Genomic DNA, 24736 nt, shown 5'->3' with positions numbered 1-24736 from the left:
CGAGCTCAGTCTTGGGAGGACTGTAGCGAGCCGGACCGAAGATCTCAATGTCGATCGTCATTGACATCGCCAACGCAGTGGGCGTAGAAACAATGTCGATCGACATTGTAATGTGGGCGATGGGTCCCATCGGTTACCTCGTGGAGGCCGACATGACTACACCCGAACAGAACAAGACACTGGTCCTGAATGCATTCGACACACTGTTCAACCAGCGTGACTACACCGCCGCCGAAGACTTCTGGTCCGAGCGCTACATCCAGCACAGCGCGCACATCGCACCAGGGCGTGCGGGGCTGTTCGACCTGATCCGCTCCCTGCCGGACACGCTGCGCTACGAGCACCAGCTCGTGCTCGCCGAAGGCGACCACGTCATGCTCTACGGCCGCTTCACCGGCAACGGCAGCCCCGCCGCCTCGGTGGCGGCCGACGTGGTGCGCATCGAGAACGGCAGACTCGCCGAGCACTGGGACGTCCTGCAGGACGAGGCCACCCGCGCCGAGTCCGTCAGCGGCCTGCCGATGTTCGGCGACCAGTTCCCGCCCGGCAGCTGACCGGTAGAGCCGCATGCACAGACGGTGCTTCAACCGTTCCACTGAGTGCCCCGGCTGACGCCGGTCACCCAGGAACCCGGCCGTTCGCGGAACGTGCAACAGCAGCAGCGGTTCGTGGACGCCAAGTCCCGCACGGCTCGGAAGCCCGGGCACCAGCCCGCGGGGCGGCGTTGCCTTCCTCTCCAAGGAGCCTCAACGATGGACGTGTCCTGTCAGTTCGCCACCTCCTTGCACTCTCCCGAACACATCACCGTCGCAGAGCAGTTGGGATACCACCGCGCCTGGCTCCACGACACCCCCGCCCAAAGCCCCGACGTCTGGGCGATGCTGGCGCTGGCTGCCGAACGCACCCACCGCATCGGCCTCGGACCCGGCGTCCTCGTCCCGACACTGCGGCATCCGATGGTCAACGCCTCTGGCGCCGCCACACTCGCCGCCGTCGCGCCTGGCCGTGTGGCCCTCGCGTTCGGCACCGGGTTCAACGGCACGCGCGCTCTTGGAGCACCCCCGGCCACCTGGTCCTACCTCAGCAGGTACGTCCGAGCCGTACGGGGCCTGCTGCGCGGTGACACCGTGCAATGGGACGGCGCCCCCATCCGCATGTTGCATCCCGGTGCGAATGCACCGCGGCGCCCCATCGACACCCCGGTGCTGGTGTCCGCTCTCGGCCCCAAGGGTCTCGCTGTCACCCACGAGATCGCTGACGGCCTCTTCACCGTCAACGGCGAAACCGCTCACGCCCACGAGTTCACCTGGTCCGCCCTGGGCATCCATGGCACCGTCCTGAGCGAGGGCGAATCACTCGACTCCCCCCGCGTCCGTGCAGCCGCCGGCCCGGGCAACGCCCTCGCCTACCATGCTGCCTACGAATTCGGCGGTGACGCCACCTCCCTGCCCGGCGGACAAGCCTGGCTGGACAGCATCACCGCGCGTCCCCACAATGAACGCCATCTCGCCGTACACGATCAGCACCTCACCGACCTCAACGCAGCCGACAACGCCGCCTGGAACGCCGGAAGCTGGCAGGCAGTCACCGCCACCACCGTCACCGGAACGCCCGACCGCATCCGCGACCAGCTCAGCGCCTACGCCCAAGACGGCATCACAGAAATCGTCTACCAGCCCACCGGCCCCGACATCCCCGGCGAACTCACACGCTTCATCGCCATCGCCGGGGCAGTCCCGACGACGGTGTAACTCGGGCGGTGTCAGTTGTCGGCGGCCGACAGAGAGTTGACTGTCGAAGGCGCTGTCGAAGGCCTGGAGCGCGGGCTTCCAGCGTTTGCGTCCTTGTCCGGTGAGGTCGAGGCCACGTGATGTGAGGCAGCGCCATCAGGAAGACGACCAGCGAGGTCATCGTGATGGCGAAGCCGATGACCGAACAGGTCGACCCGGCGGGCGATCTGACGGAACCCGCTCTCCGCAGCCTCTCGCGGTGGGTCCCTGGGGCTGGTGATGGCGAGTCCGCCGACCACCCCGCCGCGTATCAGCGGCGCGTCGTGTCTGCGGAGCAGCGCGCGGGGCGGGGAGGGCGAGTCGCCGTCCGGGAGACGGGTCCAGGCCGGGCCGCCGAAAATGGACTCCCAGTCGTTGGGTGGCAGGTCACCGCACTCGCCCTTGCCTGGCTGGAAGTGGAATCGCTTGCGCAGCGCGGAGCAGGGGCCTGCCTGCACCGCCCTTTGAACCACTCGCGCTGGTCGGAGACGTGGTTGGGAACAAACGCGTGGCCAAGAAATCGAAATGGGGCCAGTGGCCCCGAGTGGGAGCAATCCGTAATGGGGACTGGGAGGGAGCGTGCTCCCTCCCGTCGCTCCCAGGGAGCGGGCCCCGGGAACAGAAAAAGGGCCGTTCGGAAACGGCCCTTCACCTGCGACGTTCGATACGTTCGAACTGTCGGGACGACAGGATTTGAACCTGCGACCCCTTGACCCCCAGTCAAGTGCGGGTTGCTCGGGCAAGTTGTGTGCTCCGTTGAGCGACGTCGCTCATAAATGGGAACGCAGCAAATGCCGTTCGCCACCTGTCTACGCTCTTCAAGGTTGCCACGCGCGGGCGGTGGCTCTTCGATTCCTTATCCGCCTGTCAGGGCTTTGCGCGTCCGTGGAGCGACTCCCCCCGGCCCAGAGGGACTTCCCGGCGCCCCACCACGGGCAACCGCTCTGCGAAGCCGAATGACGCCGGTCACCGCTCTACGCGCGCCATTCGCCGGCCGCAAGGGCCACTGCCCGACGCTACCCGCTCCAGCTAGGGTCAATGCGACTCTGGCCTTCCCGCGTACCCCTGCGAGCGTCGGGCGCGTGCGCGGCGGGTAGGCCCTCGGGACTGGTGGGCTCGCATGTTGACGCGTCGCGTATTCCTCGGTGAGGTCAGTCGTGGTGTCACCGTGTGTGGTCGCCGAGGGTGCCATCGTTTACTGGCAAGGCCCCGGTCGTCCGCTGCCTCTGCGCCGTTCCCTACCATCCGCTGGTGATATTCCGTCTTCTCTCCACGCCACGCCGCCGAGTCGCAGCCGTGCTCACCGTGACGGCCGCCGTCGTCGCGTTCGGCTCGTGGGCGCTGTGGCCGGTCTACGACTCATCGTGCGTCGTCTACTCCGGGTCCTACATCCCCCTGAATGCGCCGAAGGCCGAGATCGACGCCGCCGTGCAGCGGCGCTACGACAAGGCCCTCGCCGACGGCGCGTGCGGGCCCAAGCGGGCGCGCTTCCACAACTGGACTCGGTGAGGTCGGTCCTGGCGTCACCGTGCGTGGTCACCGGGGGCGTATCGGCTCCAGGTTCCGCCGGCCTCCGTGACGAGGTGGACGGTGGTCTTGTCGTGGTAGCCAAGGGCCCGGGCGACGACGGGTGCGGGGGCTTGAAGGACGAGGTGGCGGATCGCTGAGGCCCGGCCACGCTGGGCTGGAACTCCGGCGGCTCGGAGTTGGTCGAGCAGGCTGGTCGGGTCCATCGGGTGCCCGGGCTGCCGGCCGGGGAACAGCCAGGCCGTGCTGCGGCTGCTGGCGCGGGTGAGCCGGGGCTGTTCCGCAAGGTAGGCGCGAACGAGACTGGCGACGGGTCCGGGCAGCGACGACGGCGGTCTCCGAGTCGGACGATGAGGGCGTCACCGTCGTCGATGACGTCCTCGGTGGTCAACCGGACAATGCGACAGACGGGTTGGGCATAGAGCAGGACGAGCGAGGCCGCAATTCGAGTTCGCAGCGCAGGGTCTCGTGCAGGACACCGCGGAGGACGGCGAGGCGGCGGTGCTGGTGCATCGGGGCCTGGTTCTGCTTGATCACGTGGGGCGGCAGGCCGAGCCGCCGCCCCGACTTCCGGCAACCTGGGCCATGACGCTCCTCGTCGTCCTCCACGCCGCACTCACGCTCGCCTGGATGCGCAGCTACGTGTTCCTGCTGTCCAAGGGCGAGCGGACCCTCGAGAAGCCGCGGATCCGCCGCGCTCCGGGGCGGACCACAGGCGTCGTGCTGATCGGCTTCGGCCTCGCGGTCGCGACCGCCTCCGTCTGAGCTCGGACCGGGGTTTTCCCCACCCCGTACCGGACTGCAGTAGCCGAGCACGATGCGCTGGGAAGCACTCCTGATGGCCGCCACTGGTCTCCGGCTCGGCGCCGGCATCGCCTGGACCACGCTCATTCCCCTCGCCCACGGCCTCACCGGTGCCGCACCTCAAATCTCCGCCGGCGCGGCGGTCGCCTTGGTGGCCGACACAGTCTTCCTCGGCCTGGCTGCCACCGGTCTGCCCACGCGTGCGCTGCTCCGCGACCACCCCACGGAAGCGGCGGCCGGACGGCAGTGGCCGTTCACGTGCGACCCGGGGCATTCGCGGTGCTCCGGGCCGGGTTCGTCGGCGCGTATGAACAGGCGGCCACGGATTCGTCGGCATGGACCAACAGCGGTGCCTGATCCCCCTCCTAGGGTCGCACTGGAGACCAGCAGGTGCTCCAGTGCGTCCTCGACGAGGAGACGAAAGCGTGCAGACACTTTTGCGTGGCGGCCGTGTCATTGATCCGGGAACAGGGTTCGACGGCATCGCCGACGTCCTCGTGTCCGACGGCGTGGTCAGAGCTGTGGCCGCGGGGCTCGACGTGCCACCGGGATGCGAGGTCGTCGACGTCACGGGGTTGATCGTCGGTCCGGGGTTCGTCGACCTGCACAGCCACGTGCACTCCGTCGCGGGGCAGCGGCTGCAGGCCATGGACGGTGTGACGACGGCCCTCGACCTGGAGTCGGGCCTCATGCCCATCGGGCGTGCGTACGCCGAGGCCGCCGCGGACGGACGCCCGCTGCACTACGGCTTTTCCGCCTCGTGGGGCGGCGCCCGGGCCCAGGTGCTCGCCGGTATTCAGCCCGACGCACAGATCGGGAGCGGCCTCGCGGTGCTGGGAAACCCCGCATGGCAGCGCTCCTCCACCGATCGTGAACTCGCCGAATGGCTGGCCCTGATCGAGGGTGAACTGGCCGCAGGAGCGCTCGGTATCGGAGTCCTCCTCGGGTACGCGCCGCACAGTGATCCGGCCGAGTTCCTCGCCGTCGCCCGGCTCGCCGCGAAGGCCGGTGTGCCGACGTACACCCACGTCCGTGAGCTGGTCGAGGTGGATCCCGGCACTCCGGCGGACGGCTCCGAGGAGATCGTCATCGCCGCGGCCGAGACCGGCGCCGCGATGCACCACTGCCACGTCAACAGCACGTCGGGCCACCACATCGACCGGGTACTCGGCGCGTTGGACGGCTCACGGCGGTCGGGATCCCGGGTGACGGTCGAGGCCTACCCCTACGGGGCGGGCAGCACCGCGATCGGCGCGGCCTTCCTCGACGCCGAACGCCTGCGGATGAAGGGCCTGTCCCCGTCGAGCGTCGTGATGCTCGAATCGGGCGAACGCATCGCCGACGAGGGGCGCCTGCGGCAGTTGCGCAACACTGACCCCGGGGCGCCCTGCATTCTGGAGTTCCTCGACGAGGGCAACTCGTGCGATCTCGCGATGCTGCACCAGGCGCTGGCCTTCCCGGACGCGATCGTCGCCAGTGACGCGATGCCGGTCTACTGGCCCGACGGCAGCAACGACAGCACCGAGTGGCCGCTGCCGCCCGGGGGAACGACGCACCCACGCACCGCGGGAACGTTCACCAAGACGCTGCGCGTGATGGTGCGGGAGAGCGGCGCCTGGGACTGGCCGGAGGCGTTCCGGCGCTGTGCCCACCTGCCGGCGCGCGTCCTCGACGACGTGGCGTCGGGCGCGCGGGGGAAGGGACACCTCGGCGTCGGCGCGGACGCCGACATCGTCGTCCTCGACCCGGTGACGATCACCGATTGCGCGACCTACTTCGACTCCACGCGGCCGTCCGTGGGCGTGCGGCACCTGTTCGTCGGTGGTGTTCCGGTGGTCAGTGCGGGGGAGCTTCAAGTCGACGCGCTCGCCGGACAGCCGCTGCGAGGTGAGCCGCGATGACGGCGACGCGTTCCGAAGTGACGGTGGAGGCGCTCCTCGCCGACATCGAGACCCTGGTGCGGTGCGAGTCGCCGTCCTCCGATCACGAAGCCGTCGCCCGCAGCGCAGACGTCGTGGCGGCGCTGGGGCGCAGGCTGCTGGACGCGGAACCGGACCGCGTGGTGATCGACGGGTGTACGCATCTGAGGTGGCGCTTCGGCGAGGCGCCGCGTGTGCTGCTGCTCGGGCACCACGACACCGTGTGGCCCGCCGGATCGCTGGAGACGCACCCGTACTCCGTCCTGGACGGAGTGCTGCGCGGGCCGGGCTGCTTCGACATGAAGGCGGGCGTCGTGATGGCGCTGCACGCCGCCGCGGCCGCCGGGAACCGCTCGGGTCTTTCGGTCCTCCTCACCGGCGACGAGGAGATCGGCTCCCCGTCGTCGCGGCGCCTGATCGAGGATGAGGCTCGCGGCTGCGAAGCGGTCTTCGTGCTGGAGGCGTCGGCCGACGGCGGAGCGCTCAAGTGCCGCCGCAAGGGCGTCTCCTTGTACCGGATCGACGTGGACGGCCGGGCCGCGCACGCCGGGCTCGAACCGGAGAAGGGTGTGAACGCCGGAGTGGAGGTGGCGCACCAGATCCTCGCCGTCGCCGCACTCGCCGACGCCGAACGGGGTACGACCGTCGTGCCGACGGCCCTGTCCGCCGGTACCACGACCAACACCGTTCCCGCGCGTGCCGGCGTGGCGGTCGACGTACGTGTGTGGGACGAAGCGGAACAGCGGCGGGTCGATCAGGCCGTGCGGGACCTGAGGCCCGTACTCGACGGCTCGCGGATCCGGATCTCGGGTGGCATCAACCGCCCGCCGCTGCAGGCGGACGCGTCCTCGGGGCTGTTCGACCTCGCCGCGACGCTCGCTGCCGAACTCGGTCTCGGAAATCTCACCGCCGCCGCTGTCGGCGGTGCCTCGGACGGGAACTTCACCGCCGGACTCGGGGTCCCCACCCTCGACGGCCTCGGTGCCGTGGGCGGCGGTGCGCACGCCGACGACGAACATGTCGTCGTCGCCGAACTGCCGCGGCGCACTGCCCTGTTGACCGCCCTGATCGACGCCGTGTCGGCGAAATGAGCTCCGTGCGCCACGACGAACGCGGCGGACAACCCTGGCGCGGCACCACCGTGGCCCGCCAGGCAAGCCCGGAAAGGACAGTCCCGTGACCGATCTTGCGACACATGAGTCAGCTCTGGTTTCCCCGGCTGTGAGTGCAGCCGCGCTGGCCGCCGCGACCGCTGCGGCCGCCGCCTCACGTGTGGAAATCCGGGACCTGACCGAGGTGTCCGACCTGACCGAGGTCTGCCGGCTCTTCGCCTCGATCTGGCAGCCGGGCGCCGGTGCCCAACCGGTGACGACCGAGCTGCTGCGGGCGATGGCCGCGGCGGGGAACTATGTCGCGGGGGCGTATGAAGGGGACGAGCTCCTGGGAGCCTGCCTCGGCTTCTTCGGCAGCCCGGCCAAGGCGAGCCTGCACAGTCACATCGCCGGGGTCGCGCCGCGAGGCCTCGGCAGGGGCATCGGGTTCGCCCTCAAACTGCACCAGCGCGCCTGGGCGTTGCGCCAGCACGTCTCGCTGATCACCTGGACGTTCGATCCCCTGGTCCGGCGGAACGCGCATTTCAACCTGGCCAAGCTCGGCGCCGGTCCGGCGCGCTACCTCCCCGACTTCTACGGGCCGATGCGCGACGGCATCAACGGCGCCGGTGACACCGACCGGCTGATGGTCCGTTGGGACCTGTCAGGCCCGGCGGCCTCCGCCGCCTCGCTCGGTGAGCCCGCCCGGGTCGATGCCGCCGCGCTGCGGGAGCACGGTGCGGCAGCCGCCCTGTCCGTCGCACCTGACGGGGGCCCGCTGACCGCAGTGGCCGACGGGCCGGTCGTCCTGGTGGGTGTGCCGCCGGACATCGAGACACTCCGGCGCACGGACCCGGGCCGGGGCCAGGCGTGGCGCGTCGCGCTGCGGGAGGTGTTGGGAGGCCTGATGGCGGAGGAAGCCAGGGTCGTCGGATTCGATCGTGCCGGATGGTACGTGGTCTCAAGGGAGAAGCCGTCATGAAGCCCAGTGGTGTGGAACTTCTGCGTGTGCAGATGCCGTTGGTGGCACCGTTCCGGACGTCATTCGGTACGCAGGACGTACGGGAACTGCTGCTCGTACGCGTCGTGACGCCGAACGGCGAGGGCTGGGGCGAGTGCGTCACCATGGGAGGGCCGCTCTACTCCTCGGAATACGTAGACGGTGCCGAACACGTGCTGCGGAACTTCCTGGTCCCGGCCCTGATGGAGGCGGGCGAGGGCACCGCGAGCCGGGTCGCGCCCCTTCTGGCCAGGTTCAAGGGTCACCGGATGGCGAAGGCCGCGCTCGAAATGGCCGTGCTCGACGCCGAACTGCGAGCACACGACCTGTCCTTCGCCGCCGCGCTCGGGTCCGCACGGGACTCCGTTCCGTGCGGGGTCTCGGTCGGCATCATGGACTCCGTCCCCCAACTCCTTGATGTGGTGGGCGGCTATCTCGACGCCGGCTATGTGCGGATCAAGCTGAAGATCGAACCCGGTTGGGACGTCGAGCCGGTGCGAGCGGTGAGGGAGCGTTTCGGCGACGACGTGCTGCTGCAGGTCGACGCCAACACGGCGTACACCCTGTCCGACGTGTCCCAGCTCGCCCGTCTGGATCCCTTCGAGCTCCTCCTCATCGAGCAGCCCCTGGACGAGGAGGACCTCCTGGGCCACGCCGAGCTGTCCCGTCGCATCCGCACGCCGGTCTGCCTCGACGAGTCGATCGTGTCCGCCCGCTCCGCTGCCGACGCGATCACGCTCGGCGCCTGCCGCATCGTGAACATCAAGCCCGGCCGGGTCGGCGGGTACCTCGAGGCGCGGCGGGTGCACGATGTCTGCGCCGCCCATGGGATCCCCGTGTGGTGCGGTGGCATGATCGAGACCGGGCTCGGCCGGGCGGCCAACGTCGCGCTCGCCTCGCTGCCCGGGTTCACCCTGCCCGGAGACACCTCGGCGTCGGACCGGTTCTACCGGACCGACATCACCGAACCGTTCGTCTTGAAGGACGGACACCTGCCGGTGCCCCAGGGGCCGGGCCTCGGTGTCACGCCGATTCCCGACCTGCTGGCGGAGGTCACGACCTCGAAGGTGTGGCTCGGTTCGTAGCACGCGACGAATTCGCCGTGAAATCCGGTCGGATCGGACCAACAGGTTTCGGTGCGCCCGGAGTTACCTTTGGGCGGTGCTGACACCGACGTCTGGCAAGCCACACACAAGCCTGGCGCGCGTCCTCGACGACCTCGGGGACGTGCTGCTGGAGTCGATCGCCGGCGGCGGGAGCACGCGCCGGCAACTGAGCGGCGTAGTCATCCACGACCCGCTCGACGAGGCGCAGTTCCCGGCGCGGGCAGTCGTCCTGGGTGTGGGCGTCCACGAACCGGACGACGTGGTCCGCCTCCTGTACGACCTCGGCAGCAAGGGCGCGGCAGCGCTCGTCGTCCGGTCACCGTTCACCGCGACCGTGGAGATCCGGCGGGCCGCCGACGAGTCCGGCGTCGCCCTGCTCGGACTCACCCGCGGAGCCTCCTGGGCGCAGGTCGCCGCCATGCTCCGCACCCTGCTCGTCGAGGGAGACATCGGCGACATCTCACCGCAGACGCTGGGCGGCATGCCGTCGGGCGACCTGTTCGCGCTGGCCAACGCCGTGGCCGCGCTCCTGGACGCGCCGGTCACCATCGAGGACCGCAGCTCACGCGTGCTCGCCTTCTCCGGCCGCCAGGACGAGGCGGACCAGTCCCGCGTGGAGACGATCCTGGGGCGCCAGGTACCGGAACGGTTCACCCTGGGCCTGGCGCGCAACGGCGTCTTCGAGCGACTTCATCGCGGCCATGCGCCCGTGTACGTCGATCCGCTCCACGACGAGTCGATGACCGTTCCCCGGGTGGCGCTCGCTGTGCGGGCCGGCGACGAGATCCTCGGCTCGATCTGGGCCGCGGTGCCCGGGCCCCTGTCCAAGGAGCGGACGCAGGCGCTGATCGACGCCGGAAAGCTCGTCGCGCTCCACATGTTGCGCCTGCGCGCGGGCGCCGATGTCGAACGCAGGCTGCGCGCCGATCTGGTGAGCACCGCGCTGGAAGGCGGCACCGGGGCACCGGAGGCGATTGCGCGGCTCGGGCTCGTGGGACAGCCCGCGATCGTGCTCGCCCTGGGGCTGTTCGGCGGATCGGAAGCCGATCCGTCGACGGAGGACGGTCTGCGCCGGGTCGCGGACCGCCAGCGCGTCGCCGACGCGCTGGCCATGCATCTGAGCGCGGTCCAGGCGCGCTCGGCCGTGGCGCTGGTGGGCGACGTGGCCTACGGCATCGTGCCGATGCCGGGGAGCCAGACGGACTGCCGGGAGCGGTCGGTCCGCGTCGCGTCGACCTTCCTCGAGCGCACCGGGCAGCGCGTGGACGCGGCGATCGGCATCGGCCCGCCCGCTCCCGACGGCTCCGTGCTCAGCCGCTCGCGTGACGGCGCGGACCGCGCGCTGCGGGTGCTGCTCGCCAACGGGGGCGCCCGGCGCGTGGCCACGGCGGAGGAGGTCCAGGTCGACGCACTCATGCTCGACCTCGCCGACCTGGCCGCCGCGCGCGGGGACGTGGCGACCGGCCCCGTCGCCCGCCTGCTCGACTACGACGCCCGGCACCAGTCGCAGCTCGTCCACACGCTCTCGTGCTGGCTGGACGCCTTCGGCGACGTCGCCGCCGCTTCCGCCGCGGCGTACGTGCACCCCAACACCTTCCGGTACCGGCTGCGACGGGTCGCGGAGGTCGGTGAGATCAATCTGGACGACCCCGGCGAGCGGTTCGCGGCGATGCTGCAACTCCGGCTCCACCCTGCTCGCCACCACGAGTAGAAGCCGGAGGCCGCACCAGGACAACGTTCGTCCGCACCGCCCGAACACCACCTGAAGGTTTGTGGAACTCCACGAACCCGCTGCGTCACCTGATGTCCAGGATGGGCCATCAACCCCGACGCAACGGTACGGAGGTAGCCATGACGGCGGTGATCACCGAGGACACCTGGACACCGAAGCGGGTCAACCGGACGGCAACGATCACGATGGTGGTCATGCTGTGCGCCTGGTCGATCGACTACATCGACCGTTTCTCGATCAGCATGGCTCTGCCGTCGATCGGAGAGGAGTTCCAACTCGGCAAGACGGCACAGGGCTCGCTCGTCACCGTCTTCGCGCTGGTCTACATGATCTGCCAGATACCCGCCGGTTTCCTTGCCGATCGGTACGGCTCCCGCGGACCCATGCTGATCACGCTCGTGCTGTGGTCGCTGTTCACCGCGCTGACCGGGATGGCCGGCACATTCGGTCTGCTCCTGCTGTTCCGCGGTCTGTTCGGTGCCTGTCAGGGCGCTTTCCCGGCGGCGTCGTTCAAAGCCATAGCGGAACGGACGACACCGGCGAGACGGGGGACCGCCACGAGCGTGATGCTGTCCGCCAGCGGGATCGCCGGCCTCGCGCCCCTGCTCGTCGCCCCGCTGCTGACGGGCATCGGCTGGCGGCACACCTTCCTCTGGATGGCGGGTTGCGGCGCGGCCATCGGCATCGGGTTGTGGGCGCTTCTGCCCAAGGCACTGCCGGACCGGCTGAGCCGGCTTCCGCAGACGACGGCGACGACGCCCGCAGTCTCGCGCGCACAAGTACTCAGGTCCCCGGCGGTGTGGAAGTTCGCGGTGCTGTTCTGCGCGATGAACATGCTCAGCTACGGCCTGGTCACCTGGGTGCCCAGCTATCTGCTCGAGGCCAGACACCTGTCGCTGAACGAGACCGGGGTGCTGTCGGCGATCCCGAGTCTGGTGGGCTTCGCGACGACCATCTTCGGCGGCTGGCTGTTCGACCGGTACTTCCATGACAGGGCCAGGTGGTACCTGGTGTCCATCGCGACGGTGACCGCGGTCCTGCTCGTTCTGATGGTGTCGGCGGGCAGCGCGGCGACGTTCACTCTCTACGAGACCTTGGCCGTCGGCGTGTTCGGGATGGCGACGATGTGCGTCTTCGGCCTTCCGCTGCGCGTGCTTCCCACGGCGGTGGCCGGCCTGGGCTCCGGGATGACGAACTTCGGCGGCCAGGTCGCCGGCGTGATCGCGCCGCTGGCGATGGGCTGGCTGGCGGACGCGTTCTCCTACACCGCCGCGTTCGGCTTCCTGATCTGCACCACGCTGCTCACCGCGGTGATCGCGTTCTGGGTCCCGCAGCGAGCCGAACAGTTCAACTTCCCGCCGGCCGCCACGAAGTAGCCGGCCGGCGCTCCCAACGGACAGATCCAGTCCGGACAGAAACTCCACCCCCGACAGACAGAAGGTATCGCCCCATGGTCACCGAATCGGAACTGGTCGAGACAATCACCGGGCGGGCGGCGGAAGCCGGCGTCCAGGTATGGCTGCACGCGGCCGATCTGGACAGCCCGCGACACGTGGGCATCGACGCCGACGAGCCGGTGGTCACCGCGTCCGTGTTCAAGGTTCCCGTAGCAGTGGAACTTGCCCGGCAGGCGGCCGACGGTGAACTCGACCTCGCCGAGCGGATCACGGTGCCACCGGGACATCCGACCGCCAGTCCGTACGGCCTCGCGACGTTCCGCCACGACGTCACGATGTCCTGGTACGACCTCGCCGTCCTGATGATTGGCATCAGCGACAACGTCGCCACGGACCTGATCCTCGGGAAGGTAGGAAAGGCCGCGGTCGCCGGGACGCTGCGCCGGCTCGACCTCCCGCACACGGCCGTCCCCCACGACTGCGGGGACCTGTTGCGCACGATCGGCGAGGACCTCGGGATCGACTACCAGGACGACGAACGGATCCTGGCCGCGATGCCGGCCGAACAACTGGCCAAGCTGCGCGCGTTGACACCCGAAGAGACCTGCCGGACCACCGCCGCGGAGAGCACCCGCCTGCTGGGCCTGATCTGGCGTGACGAAGCGGCACCCGCGACGGCGTGCGCCGACGTCCGGCGCTGGCTGGAACTGCAGGTGTGGCCGCACCGGCTGCGCTCCGGCTTCGCGGACGACGACGTCAGGATCAGCGGCAAGACCGGCACGCTGCCCTCGCTGCGCAACGAGATCGGCGTGGTGGAGTACCCGGACGGTGGCCGGTACGCGGTCGGCGTCTTCACCAAGGCCGTCGACGCCCGTTCGAGAGTTCCCGAGCGTGACGCCTTCATCGGTTTCGCCGCCGCCCGGGCGGTGGACTGGCTCAGGCGGTAACCCATAGCGGCGGCCGGGCGTTTCGTCGGTCGCGATGAAGGTTTCGGCAATTCTCGTCGTTTCTCACGAATCGGCCATGAGCGCACAGGTCATACCCTCCCGGAATCACCCGTTCTCCCTCTCCGAGACAAGAGGTGCACATGTCCGAACTCAATGAACTCCATGGCTGGTTGGAAAGTCGCCTTCCCGAGTTGCTGGCCGAACACAAGGTGCCGGCCGCGTCGATCGCCGTATACGCGCACGGAGAGATGATCGACCGTGCGGCCGGGGTGCTGAACAAGCACACCGGCGTCGAGGCCACCGCGGACTCCGTCTTCCAGATCGGGTCGATCACCAAGGTCTGGACGACCACGCTGGCGATGCAGCTCGTCGACGAGGGCGCGCTCGACATCGACGCCCCGGTCCGGGCGTACCTGCCCGAATTCGCCGTCGGTGACGAGACGGCCTCCGCGAAGATCACCGTACGCCAACTGATGTGCCACACCTCGGGGTTCGAGGGCGACGTCTTCCTCGACACCGGTCGCGGGGACGACGCGGTGCACAGGCTGGTCACCCTCCTCGCCGACGTGCCCCAGCTGTTCGCGCCGGGCGAGATGTTCTCGTACAACAACGCCGCCTTCTGCGTACTCGGTCGCATCGTCGAGGTGCTGCGCGACAAGTCGTACGACGACTGCCTGCGCGACCACCTGTGCACGCCGCTGGGGCTGACCCACGTCGCCCCCAGCCCGTACGAGGCCGTCAGGTTCCGCGCCGCGTCAGGGCACCTCACGCCCGACCCCGACGCCGAGCCGCAGCCCGCGCAGGTCTGGGCGCTGCCCCGGTCGAACGCGCCCGCCGGATCGATGCTGGCGATGCGGCCGCGGGACCTTCTGACGTTCGCCCGGATGCATCTCGACGGGGGCAGGGGGCCCGACGGGACGGCGGTGCTCACTCCGGAGAGCGCGCTCGCCATGCGGCGCCGCGAGGTGGAACTGCCGGATCTCGGTCTGATGGGCGACGGCTGGGGACTGGGCTGGTCGCTCTTCGACTGGCCCGGCGGCACGGTGGTCGGCCACGACGGAGGCACGCTCGGCCAGTCGGCCTTCCTGCGGGTGGCTCCCGAACACGACATCGCGGTGGCGTTGCTGACCAACGGCGGCAACCCGCTCCCGCTGTACGTCGAACTCGTCGGACGCGTGCTGCGCGAGCTGGCCGGAACAGAGATGCCGGCGCTCCCGGTGCCGGACGCCGACGCCCCCCGTGTCGAGACAGCGAGGTTCGTGGGCACGTACGCGTCGTCCGTCGGCGACACCGTCGTCAGCGAGGACGCCGACGGCAGGCTGTGGGCCGAGCGGACCCCGAAGGGAGTGTTCGCCGAACTCGACGGCGGTCCGCCGGAAAGGATCGAACTGGTCGCGTACGACGGCGACAGGCTGATCCCCGTGAAGCCGCAGCGCGGCATGCACATGGTGCACGCGTTCGTCGGGGACGACGGGACCGGGCGGGCGCGGTTCCTGCACACCGGCCGGGCCGATCGGCGGGTGAGCCGGTGAACGCCATCGCCGACGAGATCGCCGCGGTCTTCGCCGAGGCGGGAGCGCAAGGATTCCTGCACGCCCGTGAGATCGGGGTGACCGACGGCCCCGAGGTCGCCGTCGGCGCGGACGCCCCGGTGGTCCTGGCGTCGGTCTTCAAGATCCCGGTCGCGGTCGCCTACGTCCGCGAGGTGGCCGCCGGACGGCTGAACGAGACCGAACGGACCCGGGTCACCGCGCGCTACCGCGTCGGCGGGATCGGCACGGCCGGGTGCGTCGACGACGTGGAGATGAGCTGGCGCGACCTGGCGCTGTTCATGCTGACCATGAGCGACAACGCGGCCACCGACGTCGTGTTCCACCGGGTCGGACAGGACGCCGTGGACCGCGTGCTCACCGACCTCGGGCTGTCCCGAACGGGCATCCGCGGCTGCTGCGAGGACCTCTTCGCATCGTTGCTGTCCGACCTCGGTGCCGGCGAAGGCGACGACGCGGAGGCCGTGCTCGCCGCGGCCACCCCGGAACAGCTGTGGAAGCTGGCGGTGCTGGACCCGGCCAGGACGACGTCGTCCACCCCGCGGGAGATCACCCGGCTGCTCGACGCGATCTGGACCGACCGCGCGGCCGATCCCGGGGCCTGCGAGAAGGTCCGCGCGATCATGGGACGGCAGATCTGGCCGCACAGGATCTCGTCCGGCCTCGACACCGGGGTCCAGGTGGCGGCCAAGACGGGCACGCTTCCCGCGATCCGCAACGAAGCAGGTGTGCTGACCTACCCGGACGGCAGGCAGTACGCCGTCGCGGTGTTCACCCGCGCGGACTCCCTGGAGGACCGCCGGCCCGCTGTCGATACCTCGATCGGCAGGGCCGCCCGGCTCGCCGTGGACCATCTCCGCCACGGAGTGACGTCATGAGGCGCCGGGTCGTGCTGCTCGGCGCGCTGGCGCTGACGGTGAGCGCGTGCGGGGGAGTCTCGCAGTCCACACCAGGGCGGACCGCACACCAGAAACTGGCGGACGGCAGGACCTTCACGCAGGCGATCGCGTCCGACCCCGGAAGCCTCGACCCGCAGATGACGGTCCTCTCGGTCGCCATCCAGACCGACCGCTACCTCTACGACTCGCTGCTCAACGTCGACTCCACCGGAAAGCCGGTGACGGGACTGGCGGCCAAGTGGCGCGCCACGACGACGAAAGCCACCTTCAGCCTGCGGCGCGGCATCACCTGCGCCGACGGCTCGCCGCTGACCGCCGCGGACGTCGCGGCGAACATCAACTTCGTGGGCGACCCGGCGAACAAGTCCCCGTTCGCGGGGGTGACCATCGCGCCCGGAACGAAGGCGACCGCCGACAACGCGAGCCGCACCGTCACGCTCACCAGCGGAGCGCCGGACGCGTTCCTGCTGCGCAACGCGGGCCGGCTGCCGATGGTGTGCGCCGCGGGCCTGCGGGACCGTTCGCTGCTGGCCAAGGGCGGCGCGGGCACCGGCATGTTCACCGTCACCGAGGCCGTACCCAACGACCACTACACGCTCACCCGGCGCAAGGACTACACGTGGGGGCCGGGCGCGTGGAAGACCAACCAGCCGGGGCTGCCCGACAAGGTGGTCGTGCGGGTGGTCCCGAACGCCACCACCTCGGCGAACCTGCTGCTCTCCGGCGGCCTCAACGCCGCGGCCACGGTCGGGCCGGAAAAGAAGCGGCTCTCCGCGCAGAAGCTGTTCCACGCCGACTACCTCGCTCCGATGGGAGAGTTGTTCTTCAACGAGGCTCCCGGTCGCTCCGGCCGGGACGAACGCGTCCGCCGCGCCCTGGTCCAGGCACTCGACCTGACGCAGCTCGGCAAGGTGCTCACCAGCGGCACCGGCACACCGGCCACAGGCATGGTCACGGCCGAACCCCGGGCCTGTACGGGCGACACCGTGAAGGGCAACCTTCCCGCGCACGACCTCGCCGCGGCCAGAACTGCGCTCGACGCGGCGGGCTGGCGCGTGGGCCCGAGTGGCGTGCGCGTCAAGGACGGCAAGCGGCTCGCCCTCACCATGATCTACGCGACGCAACTCGGGCCGACCATGGCGCCCACCGCCGAGCTGGCGCAGCAGACCTGGAAGAGCATCGGAGTCGACGTCAAGCTGAAGGGCGTCGACAGCTCCGGGCTCAACCAGGCGCTGTTCACCACCGGAGCGTGGGATGTCTCGATGGCTCCCTTCGGCTTCGAACTGCCCAGCCAGGCAGTGCAGTTCATGTCGGGCAGGACGCCGCCGCAGGGCACCAACTTCGCGCACATCCGGAACGCCGGGTACGACTCTCAGGTGCGCCGGGCGTCGGCGCTGGTCGGCGACGACAGCTGCCGCGCGTGGCTCGCGGCCGAGACGTCGCTGATCAAGCGCGTCGACGTCGTCCCCTACGTCCACTCGGTCATCCCGTTCTTCGGCACCGGAGCGCGGTTCGAGGTCAGCGCGGGCTCCATCACGCCGTCGTCGATACGGATGTACGGCTGATGGCCACCGCTGCGGTGCCGGCCGCCTCGCGTGCCGGAATCCGGGGCGGCCCGTGGCTGCCGTTCGCACGGCGCAGGCTGCGGCGATTCCTCGTCGCGCTGTGGGTGCTGCTGACCACGGCATTCCTGATGATCCACCTGGTCCCGGGCGACCCGGTCCGGGCGGCGCTGGGAATGACCGCACCCACCGAGCTGGTCGAGGCCCGGCGCCAAGCACTCGGCCTGAACGACCCGTTGTGGGTGCAGTACGGCCACTACCTCGGCAACCTGTTCACCGGCGACTTCGGTACGTCGATGACGAGCAACCTGCCGGTGGCGCAGGTGATCGGCGACCGTCTGCCCGCGACGCTCGCGCTGGCCGTGCCGGCGTTCGTGGTGGTGGTCGCCCTGGCGATTCCGCTCGGCGTGCTGTTCGCGGTGTTGACCAGGGGCGGCAGACGGCGGGGCGTCGAGCTGGGATTCACCTCGGTGAGCGTGTTCCTGGCCGCCGTCCCTGAGTTCCTCGTCGCCGTCGGCCTCGTCGCGTTCTTCGCCGTGCGCCTTGGCTGGTTCCCGGTCGCCGGGAGCGGCGGCGCGAGCACGTTCGTGCTGCCGGTGACGGCACTGGCGACCGGGGCGACGGCGGTGCTGGCGCGGATCGTACGGGTGGAGATGCTGTCTGTGCTCGGCGACGACTTCGTCCGCACCGCCCGGGCGAAGCGGCTGCCCGCCCGGCTCGTGTACGTCCGGCACGCCCTGCCGAGCGCGCTGACCGCCACGCTGACGTTGGGCGGGCTGATGCTCACCGCGATGGTCGCCGGGACGGTGCTGGTGGAGAACGTCTTCGCCTGGCCCGGGCTCGGCTCGACGATCGTGCAGTCGATTCTGGCGAAGGACTATCCGACGGTTCAGGGCATCGTGCTCGTCTACGGCATCGGGGTGCTGCTGGTGAACCTGGCGGTCGACGTGCTGCTGGCGCTGCTCGACCCGCGCTCGACCATCCGGGAGAGCTGATGACGTCGACATCGCAGTGGAGAAGGCGCGGCTCGGCCTGGTCGGCGGCCGCGCGCACCCCGATGGGGGCGTGCTCACTGGCGCTGTCGGTCGCGTTGGCCGCACTCGCCATCCTGGGACCGGTGCTGTGGGGCGAGCAGGCGGCCGCGGTCGACACGAATGCGATCGGCCAAGGCCCCTCCGGGGCACACCTGTTGGGCACCGACTCGCTCGGCCGCGACATCTTCTACCGCACGCTCGTGGCCACCCGGTTCTCGGTCGAACTCGCGGTGATCGCCACGGCGGTAGGCGTCACGGTCGGGTTCCTGCTGGGTACCTTGCCATCGGTGCTGCCGCGCCGGGCCGGCAGGCTGATCACCTCCGCCGTGGACATCGCGGTGGCGTTCCCGGGGCTGCTTCTTGCGTTGTTCTTCGCAGTCATCTTCGGCGTGGGAACCCGAGGCGCGGTCCTTGCGATCGCGTTCGCGACGGCGCCGGGCTTCGCCAGGCTGGCGCAGACCCTCGCCGCGTCGGTGGCAGGGCGGGACTACGTATCGGCGGCGCGCATCGCGGGCGTCAGCCGGCTCCGGTTGCTCGTCCGGCACGTCCTGCCCAACATCGGCGAACCGCTGATGGTGAACGCCACCATCAGCGCGGGCGGCGCACTGCTCGCGTTCGCCTCGCTCTCCTTCCTCGGCATCGGCGTCCAGGCACCCCGATACGACTGGGGGCGGCTCCTCGGCGACGGACTGGACGGGATCTACGTGAACCCGGCGGCCGCGCTCGCTCCCGGCGCGGCGGTGGTGCTCGCCGGTCTCGCGTTCAACCTGGTGGGCGAGACCGTCGCCGCGGTGGTCGGCGTGCGCACCCCGACCGTGCGGATCCCCGCCCGGCCGGCGCCGCCCGCCCGTCCCGCCGCGGCCGAGGAACCCACGGCGAAGCCGGTGCTGTTGGTGGAGAACCTGCACGTGGCGTTCCCGCGTGCGGACGGGTGGACGGTCCCGGTGCGCGGCGTGAGTTTCACCGTGCGCGACGGTGAGGCGATCGGTGTGGTCGGGGAATCCGGATCGGGCAAGAGCCTGACCGGACTGGCGGTTTCGCGGCTGATCGAGACGCCGGGTGTCGTGACCGCGGACCGGCTTGAGTTCGCGGGGACTCCGCTCCTGACGACCCCGGAGCGGGAGTTGCGCGAGTTGCTCGGCACGTCGCTGGCGATGGTCTTCCAGGATCCGACGAGCTCGTTCAACCCGACCCGGCGGATCGGCCGCCAGCTGGCTGAGGCATCGGAGCAGCACCACGGCCTCAACAGGCGCGAAGCCTTCGCCAGAGCCGTGGACCGGTTGCGCGAGGTGCGCATTCCCGCCGCGGAACGACGTGCCCGGCAGTACCCGCACCAGTTCTCCGGCGGGATGCGGCAGCGCGCGATGATCGGCATGGGGCTGATGGGCGAGCCGAAACTGATCATCGCCGACGAGCCGACGACGGCGCTGGACGTCACCGTGCAGCGCCAGGTGCTGCGCCTCCTCGCGCGGACGAGGGAGACCGAGAACGCGGCCATCCTCCTGATCAGCCACGACATCGCGGTCGTCGCGCAGACCTGTGACCGGATGCTCGTCATGTACGCGGGCCGCGTCGTCGAGGACCTCCCCACCGCCGACCTCATGTCTGTACCGAGACATCCCTACACCCGGGCGTTGCTGGCCGCGACGCTGGAACTGGACACCGACCGCGACGAGCCGCTGGCCGTGGTCCCCGGCCGCCCGCCCGAGCCGGACCAGGTGCCCGAGGGTTGCGCGTTCGCCGCCCGCTGCCCGGTGGCGACGGACCGGTGCCGGAGCGAGGACCCGGTCCTGGAGCGGGTCGACCGGGCACACCGGGTCGCCTGCTGGCATCCGAAAGGCGCCGTCGCGCGGGAGTCCGGCCGGGAAGCCGCCTACGGAGGTGCCGAATGAGCGCGCTGGTGTTTGACGAGGTGAGCGTGCGCTACGGCGCCCGGCGCGGAGGCCTGACCGCAGTGGACCAGGTCAGCCTGACCGTGCCCAAGGGACAGGTGGTCGGGCTGGTCGGGGAGTCGGGATCAGGCAAGTCGACCCTGGCACGGGCCGCGGTGGGCCTTGCACCGGTGAGCGCGGGCCGCGTCCTGCTCGGCGGCGTGGATGTGAAGAGCCTGCCGCGAAGACGGCCGCTGCAGATGGTGTTCCAGGACCCGTACTCCTCGCTGGACCCGCGGATGAGCATCGGTGAGTCGATCACCGAGGCCCTGCCGCGCAGTGCGCACGCCGGGGCGGCAGACAGACGGGCCGAGGTGGCGAGACTGCTCGAACTGGTCAACCTCGACCCGGACCGGGCGGGGATGCTGCCGAAGCACCTGTCAGGCGGGCAGCGGCAACGTGTCGCGCTCGCCCGCGCGTTGGCCGGGCAGCCGCAGGTACTGATCGCCGACGAGATCACGTCCGCGCTCGACGTGTCGGTGCAGGGCGCCGTGCTCAACCTGGTCCGCACACTGCAGCGACGACTGGACCTGTCGATGCTGTTCATCTCGCACAACCTGGCCGTGGTGCGCTATCTCAGCGACGTGATCGCCGTGATGTATCTCGGCCGCATCGTGGAGATGGGCCCCGCCCAGCAAGTCCTCAACGACCCGCAACACCCCTACACGCGCGACCTGCTCGCCGCGGCCCCGTCCGTCCATACCGGCCTGTTCGACGTCTCCGGTGACGGCATCGGCGACACGGAACCGCCCGACCCGCACCACCCACCCACCGGTTGCCGCTACCATCCCCGCTGCCCGATCGGCCCGCTCACGCACACCGAGCGCACCGTCTGCCTCAGCTCCGACCCGGCCGACGACGCGGTGACCCGCCGGCACCGAGCGGCCTGCCACTTCTCCCCGAGCGCCAGCGAACAGCCCGCAATCCCACGAGGAGGCCTCCTGCGATGACCCGACGCCTTGGCATTGATGATCTGTACGAGTTGACAGTCCCCGAGCAGCCGAGCGTTTCGCCGGACGGAAGCCGGATCGTGTACGTGCTGCGCGCCGCCGACCGTGACGGCGACCGGGACGTGCGGGCGCTCTGGCAGGTCGCCGCCGCGGGCGGCGAGGCGCGGCAGCTCACCCGGGGCACGACCGACACAGCACCGACATGGTCGCCCGACGGCACGCGTATCGCGTTCCTGCGTGCCCGGGACTCGGCCCCGCAACTGTGGTTCCTGCCCACCGCCGGGGGCGAGGCCGAGCAGGTGACAGAACTCCCGCTGGGCGCCGGCGCGCCGGTCTGGAGCCCGGACGGCAACAAGGTCGCCTTCGCGGCGCCGGTCGACCTCGCCGCGGCGGACGGCGAGGACGCAACCGCACGCGCACGCCGGGCGAATGCCCCGGTCGTGACGGACCGGCTGGACTTCAAGGCCGACGGCACAGGTCTGGTACGGACCCTGCGCAGGCACGTGCACGTCCTCGACGTAGGCACACGGGAGATCCGGCAGGTCACATCGGGGGACTGGAACGCGGGCGATCCCGCCTGGTCCCCCGATGGCACCCGGCTGGCGTTCCCCGGCGCCCGCGAGCCCGACGCCGACCTCACGCTGCGGTCCGCCGCCTACGTCCTCGACCTGAGCGAGCGCGCCGCCGAACCGCAGGTGACGGGCTCCGGCGACGGCACGGCAGCCACGGTCACCTGGACCCCTGACGGTCGGGCGCTGCTGGTCGTCGGGCGGGGGGACACCGAGATCGGGAACACCAAACTACTGCTGGTGCCGCTGGACGGCGGCGACACCATCGACCTGACGGCTGCCCTCGACCGGAACGTGATGCCGGGCGGCCCCGGCTATCCCGGCGCGGCGCCACGCCCGACAGCGGACGGCCGCGTGCTGTTCTGCGTGCGGGAGCGCGGCTGCACCCACCTCTACTCGGTCGACCTCGACGGCGGCGCGCCGCGACCAGTCGTCGGGGGCGCGGGGAACACCGTCGGCGACCTGGCCGTCGCGGGCGACACCGTGGCGATCCTCCTCGCCACGCCGTCCTCGTTCGGCGAGATCGCGACGGTCGGCCCCGCCGACGGGACGGTCGAGGCGCGCACACACCATGGCGAGAGCGTCGCCGACGTGGAGCTGTTCGCCTGTGAGGAGCGGGAGTTCACGATCTCCGACGGCACCGTGGTCCATGGCTGGCTGGTCCGTGACCCGGCCCGTACCGGCCCTTCGCCTCTGCTACTGGACATCCACGGCGGCCCGCACAACGCATGGAACGGCACAGCCGACGCCACCCACATCTACCACCAGGTGCTCGCCGCGCGCGGCTGGGCGGTGCTGCTGCTCAACCCACGCGGGAGCGACGGCTACGGCGAGAAGTTCCTCACCGCGGCGCTCGGCGCGTGGGGACAGGCGGACGCGCCTGACTTCCTCGAACCACTGGATCACCTCGTCGCCGAGGGGGTCGCCGACGCCGACCGGCTGGCCGTGTCCGGCTACAGCTACGGCGGCTTCATGACCTGCTACCTGACGAGCCGCGACAACAGGTTCGCGGCTGCGGTCGCGGGCGGGGTGGTCAGCGATCTGACCAGCATGGCGGGCACCTCGGACGCAGGCCACTACATGAGCGTGCGCGAACTGGGCGGCACCCCGTGGGCCGAGGAACAGCCGTACCCGCAGCAGTCGCCGCTCACCCACGTCGACCAGGTCCAGGTACCGACGCTCATCGTGCAAGGTGCTGATGACGTGCGCTGTCCGGTGGGGCAGGCGGAACAGTGGTTCACCGCGCTGCGCGAGCGGGGCGTTCCGGCCCGGCTGGTGCTGTACCCCGGCAGCTCGCACCTGTTCATCCTCGACGGCAGGCCGTCGCACCGGGCGGACTTGAACCGACGCGTCGTCGACTGGGTGGAGCGGCACGCAAGGCCCAAGGGGAGCGCGGCGCGGGTGCCGATCGACGCCGCGCACTGGCAGCGGCGGCTGAGCGAACTGGCTTGCGTACATCGGGTACCCGGAGCGGCGCTCGGCATCCTGCGCATCGGCGGCGACGGCGCCGACGAGCTGGTGCAGGCGAGCCACGGCGTCCTGAGCAAGAACACCCGCGTCGAGGTCACCGACGACTCGCTGTTCCAGATCGGCTCGATCACCAAGGTGTGGACGACGACCGTCGTGATGCAACTGGTCGACGAGGGGCTGCTCGACCTCGACGCGCCGATAGCGGACGTCCTGCCCGAGCTGCGACTGGCCGATCCGGGGGTGGCGAGGCAGGTGACCATGCGCCATCTGCTGACCCACACCAGCGGCATCGACGGCGACGTGTTCACCGACACCGGCCGTGGCGACGACTGCCTGGAGCGCTACGTCGACCAGCTCGCGGGCGTCGGACAGAACCACCCGCTCGCGGCGACCTTCTCCTACTGCAACTCGGGATTCGTCCTCGCCGGCCGGGTCATCGAGAAGCTGACCGGCAAGACCTGGGACCTCGCGATGCGCGAGCGGCTGTTCACCCCGCTCGGCCTGAGCCACACGATCACGCTGCCGGAGGAAGCGCTGCTGTTCCGCGCGGCGGTCGGCCATGTCTCCCCCGGCGGCGGCGAGCCGACGTCCGCGCCGGTCTGGGGGCTGCCGCGCTCGGTCGGTCCCGCCGGTCTGGTCGGCGCGGCGACCGCGGACGTCCTGGCGTTCGCCCGGCTGCACCTGACCGGCGGGCTGGCACCCAACGGCGAGCGCCTGCTCGCGCGGGCGTCGGTGGACGCGATGGCCGACAGGCAGACGAACCTGCCCGATCCGCACAGCATCGGCGACTCCTGGGGCCTGGGCTGGATACGTTTCGACTGGGACGGGCACCAGGTCATCGGCCACGACGGCGCCACGATCGGCCAGGCGGCGTTCCTGAGGCTGCTCCCCGAGCAAGGACTCGCGGTGGTGCTGCTCACCAACGGCGGCAGTCCACGCGACCTGTACGAGGAGCTGTACCGGGAGATCTTCTCGGAGCTGGCCGGGGTGGCCATGTCGCGTCCACTCGAGCCGGCCGCCGAACCTCCCGCCGTGGACGCGCGGCGGCACGCCGGTGTGTACGAGCGGGCCGGGGTGCGCGCCGAGGTTCTGCTGACCGGGGAAGGGCTGCGCCTGCGCCAGACCCTCACCGGTCCCCTGGCCGAACTCTCGCCGGATCCGACGCAGGAGTACGACCTGGTACCGGTCTCCGACAGCCTGTTCGCGTTCCTCGCGCCGGAATCACGGACCTGGACCCCGGTCACGTTCTACACGCTGCCCACCGGCGAGCCGTACGTGCACTACGGGGTGCGGGCGGCCCCGAAGGTGGCCTGACCGTTCACGGCCGGCGTCTGCGGCTGCGATGTGGAAGGGCCCGCTCGACCAGCCGTCCTGTCGACTGGTCGGGCGGGCCCGCGCGGACGCCCTGGGAGGAGGTGAACTCATGGAGAGTCCGCTCGCATGACGCGGAGGGACCGGCCGCACCGCCGTCGAGCAGGG

Annotated in this window: 19 protein-coding genes; 18 read left to right on the top strand and 1 reads right to left on the bottom strand. The window is 70.5% G+C overall.

Annotated elements, in window-relative coordinates:
• Window positions 1–152: 152 nt before the first annotated feature.
• From ACIPWY_RS31380 to ACIPWY_RS31370, 3 genes are all read left to right on the top strand, one after another.
• The gene (locus tag ACIPWY_RS31380; protein WP_362910422.1) at window positions 153–554 is read left to right on the top strand and encodes a nuclear transport factor 2 family protein; all 402 of its coding nucleotides are present in this window, start codon (window positions 153–155) and stop codon (window positions 552–554) included.
• A gap of 198 nt (window positions 555–752) precedes the next feature.
• Entirely contained in the window at window positions 753–1751 is a 999-nt protein-coding gene (locus ACIPWY_RS31375) for an LLM class flavin-dependent oxidoreductase (protein ID WP_393705210.1), read from the top strand.
• Window positions 1752–3020: 1269 nt separating this feature from the next.
• Complete coding sequence (locus ACIPWY_RS31370) at window positions 3021–3278, top strand: hypothetical protein (protein ID WP_393705211.1); 258 nt, start codon at window positions 3021–3023, stop codon at window positions 3276–3278.
• Between the two features lie 14 nt (window positions 3279–3292).
• On the opposite strand, the gene ACIPWY_RS31365 is transcribed toward ACIPWY_RS31370, so the two are convergent.
• Window positions 3293–3502, bottom strand: a complete 210-nt coding sequence (locus tag ACIPWY_RS31365) for a hypothetical protein (protein WP_393705212.1) — start codon at window positions 3500–3502, stop codon at window positions 3293–3295.
• A 262-nt stretch (window positions 3503–3764) separates the two neighbouring features.
• Here ACIPWY_RS31365 and ACIPWY_RS31360 point away from each other — a divergent pair, with 262 nt between their 5' ends.
• The 15 genes from ACIPWY_RS31360 to ACIPWY_RS31290 all read left to right on the top strand — a co-directional run bounded on the left by ACIPWY_RS31360 (window position 3765) and on the right by ACIPWY_RS31290 (window position 24571).
• On the top strand, window positions 3765–4061 hold the full coding sequence (locus ACIPWY_RS31360) for a hypothetical protein (RefSeq protein WP_393705213.1): 297 nt from the start codon (window positions 3765–3767) through the stop codon (window positions 4059–4061).
• A gap of 464 nt (window positions 4062–4525) precedes the next feature.
• Window positions 4526–6001: an amidohydrolase family protein gene (locus ACIPWY_RS31355; protein ID WP_393705214.1), complete on the top strand. Its 1476-nt coding sequence runs from the start codon at window positions 4526–4528 to the stop codon at window positions 5999–6001.
• Window positions 5998–7110 carry a M20 family metallopeptidase gene (locus ACIPWY_RS31350; protein ID WP_393705215.1) on the top strand — a complete coding sequence of 371 codons (1113 nt, stop codon included), beginning with the start codon at window positions 5998–6000 and terminating at the stop codon, window positions 7108–7110. The genes ACIPWY_RS31355 and ACIPWY_RS31350 overlap by 4 nt, the downstream gene beginning before the upstream one ends.
• A gap of 130 nt (window positions 7111–7240) precedes the next feature.
• Window positions 7241–8092, top strand: a complete 852-nt coding sequence (locus ACIPWY_RS31345) for a GNAT family N-acetyltransferase (RefSeq protein WP_393705216.1) — start codon at window positions 7241–7243, stop codon at window positions 8090–8092.
• Window positions 8089–9195, top strand: a complete 1107-nt coding sequence (gene menC, locus ACIPWY_RS31340) for an o-succinylbenzoate synthase (protein ID WP_326773172.1) — start codon at window positions 8089–8091, stop codon at window positions 9193–9195. Before ACIPWY_RS31345 ends, menC begins: the two co-directional genes overlap by 4 nt.
• Window positions 9196–9271: 76 nt before the next feature.
• Window positions 9272–10927, top strand: a complete 1656-nt coding sequence (locus ACIPWY_RS31335; RefSeq protein ID WP_362902041.1) for a helix-turn-helix domain-containing protein — start codon at window positions 9272–9274, stop codon at window positions 10925–10927.
• A gap of 140 nt (window positions 10928–11067) precedes the next feature.
• A complete protein-coding gene (locus ACIPWY_RS31330; RefSeq protein WP_362902039.1) occupies window positions 11068–12324 on the top strand; it encodes an MFS transporter in 1257 nt (418 codons plus the stop codon).
• 74 nt (window positions 12325–12398) lie between these two features.
• Entirely contained in the window at window positions 12399–13292 is an 894-nt protein-coding gene (locus tag ACIPWY_RS31325; RefSeq protein WP_393705217.1) for a serine hydrolase, read from the top strand.
• Between the two features lie 140 nt (window positions 13293–13432).
• Entirely contained in the window at window positions 13433–14824 is a 1392-nt protein-coding gene (locus ACIPWY_RS31320; protein WP_393705218.1) for a serine hydrolase domain-containing protein, read from the top strand.
• Window positions 14821–15720, top strand: a complete 900-nt coding sequence (locus tag ACIPWY_RS31315) for a serine hydrolase (protein WP_393705219.1) — start codon at window positions 14821–14823, stop codon at window positions 15718–15720. Before ACIPWY_RS31320 ends, ACIPWY_RS31315 begins: the two co-directional genes overlap by 4 nt.
• The gene (locus ACIPWY_RS31310) at window positions 15717–17306 is read left to right on the top strand and encodes an ABC transporter substrate-binding protein (protein ID WP_362902031.1); all 1590 of its coding nucleotides are present in this window, start codon (window positions 15717–15719) and stop codon (window positions 17304–17306) included. Before ACIPWY_RS31315 ends, ACIPWY_RS31310 begins: the two co-directional genes overlap by 4 nt.
• The gene (locus ACIPWY_RS31305; RefSeq protein WP_362902029.1) at window positions 17306–18298 is read left to right on the top strand and encodes an ABC transporter permease; all 993 of its coding nucleotides are present in this window, start codon (window positions 17306–17308) and stop codon (window positions 18296–18298) included. Before ACIPWY_RS31310 ends, ACIPWY_RS31305 begins: the two co-directional genes overlap by 1 nt.
• Entirely contained in the window at window positions 18298–20229 is a 1932-nt protein-coding gene (locus tag ACIPWY_RS31300) for a dipeptide/oligopeptide/nickel ABC transporter permease/ATP-binding protein (RefSeq protein WP_393705220.1), read from the top strand. Before ACIPWY_RS31305 ends, ACIPWY_RS31300 begins: the two co-directional genes overlap by 1 nt.
• Complete coding sequence (locus ACIPWY_RS31295; protein ID WP_393705221.1) at window positions 20226–21218, top strand: ABC transporter ATP-binding protein; 993 nt, start codon at window positions 20226–20228, stop codon at window positions 21216–21218. Before ACIPWY_RS31300 ends, ACIPWY_RS31295 begins: the two co-directional genes overlap by 4 nt.
• Entirely contained in the window at window positions 21215–24571 is a 3357-nt protein-coding gene (locus ACIPWY_RS31290) for a serine hydrolase (RefSeq protein WP_401536023.1), read from the top strand. The genes ACIPWY_RS31295 and ACIPWY_RS31290 overlap by 4 nt, the downstream gene beginning before the upstream one ends.
• The last annotated feature ends 165 nt before the right edge of the window (window positions 24572–24736 follow it).

The organism is Streptomyces sp. NPDC090032 (genome assembly GCF_044748025.1).
GTDB lineage: Bacteria > Actinomycetota > Actinomycetes > Streptomycetales > Streptomycetaceae > Streptomyces.
This window is presented reverse-complemented; position numbering and strand designations above follow the sequence as displayed.

Bases quoted from the DNA above. Each gene is read 5' to 3' on its own strand.
- ACIPWY_RS31380 (WP_362910422.1), top strand. From the start codon at position 153: ATGACTACACCCGAACAGAACAAGACACTGGTCCTGAATGCATTCGAC.
- ACIPWY_RS31375 (WP_393705210.1), top strand. From the start codon at position 753: ATGGACGTGTCCTGTCAGTTCGCCACCTCCTTGCACTCTCCCGAACAC.
- ACIPWY_RS31365 (WP_393705212.1), bottom strand. From the start codon at position 3,502: ATGGACCCGACCAGCCTGCTCGACCAACTCCGAGCCGCCGGAGTTCCA.
- ACIPWY_RS31350 (WP_393705215.1), top strand. From the start codon at position 5,998: ATGACGGCGACGCGTTCCGAAGTGACGGTGGAGGCGCTCCTCGCCGAC.
- menC (WP_326773172.1), top strand. From the start codon at position 8,089: ATGAAGCCCAGTGGTGTGGAACTTCTGCGTGTGCAGATGCCGTTGGTG.
- ACIPWY_RS31330 (WP_362902039.1), top strand. From the start codon at position 11,068: ATGACGGCGGTGATCACCGAGGACACCTGGACACCGAAGCGGGTCAAC.
- ACIPWY_RS31325 (WP_393705217.1), top strand. From the start codon at position 12,399: ATGGTCACCGAATCGGAACTGGTCGAGACAATCACCGGGCGGGCGGCG.
- ACIPWY_RS31320 (WP_393705218.1), top strand. From the start codon at position 13,433: ATGTCCGAACTCAATGAACTCCATGGCTGGTTGGAAAGTCGCCTTCCC.
- ACIPWY_RS31310 (WP_362902031.1), top strand. From the start codon at position 15,717: ATGAGGCGCCGGGTCGTGCTGCTCGGCGCGCTGGCGCTGACGGTGAGC.
- ACIPWY_RS31305 (WP_362902029.1), top strand. From the start codon at position 17,306: ATGGCCACCGCTGCGGTGCCGGCCGCCTCGCGTGCCGGAATCCGGGGC.
- ACIPWY_RS31300 (WP_393705220.1), top strand. From the start codon at position 18,298: ATGACGTCGACATCGCAGTGGAGAAGGCGCGGCTCGGCCTGGTCGGCG.
- ACIPWY_RS31295 (WP_393705221.1), top strand. From the start codon at position 20,226: ATGAGCGCGCTGGTGTTTGACGAGGTGAGCGTGCGCTACGGCGCCCGG.
- ACIPWY_RS31290 (WP_401536023.1), top strand. From the start codon at position 21,215: ATGACCCGACGCCTTGGCATTGATGATCTGTACGAGTTGACAGTCCCC.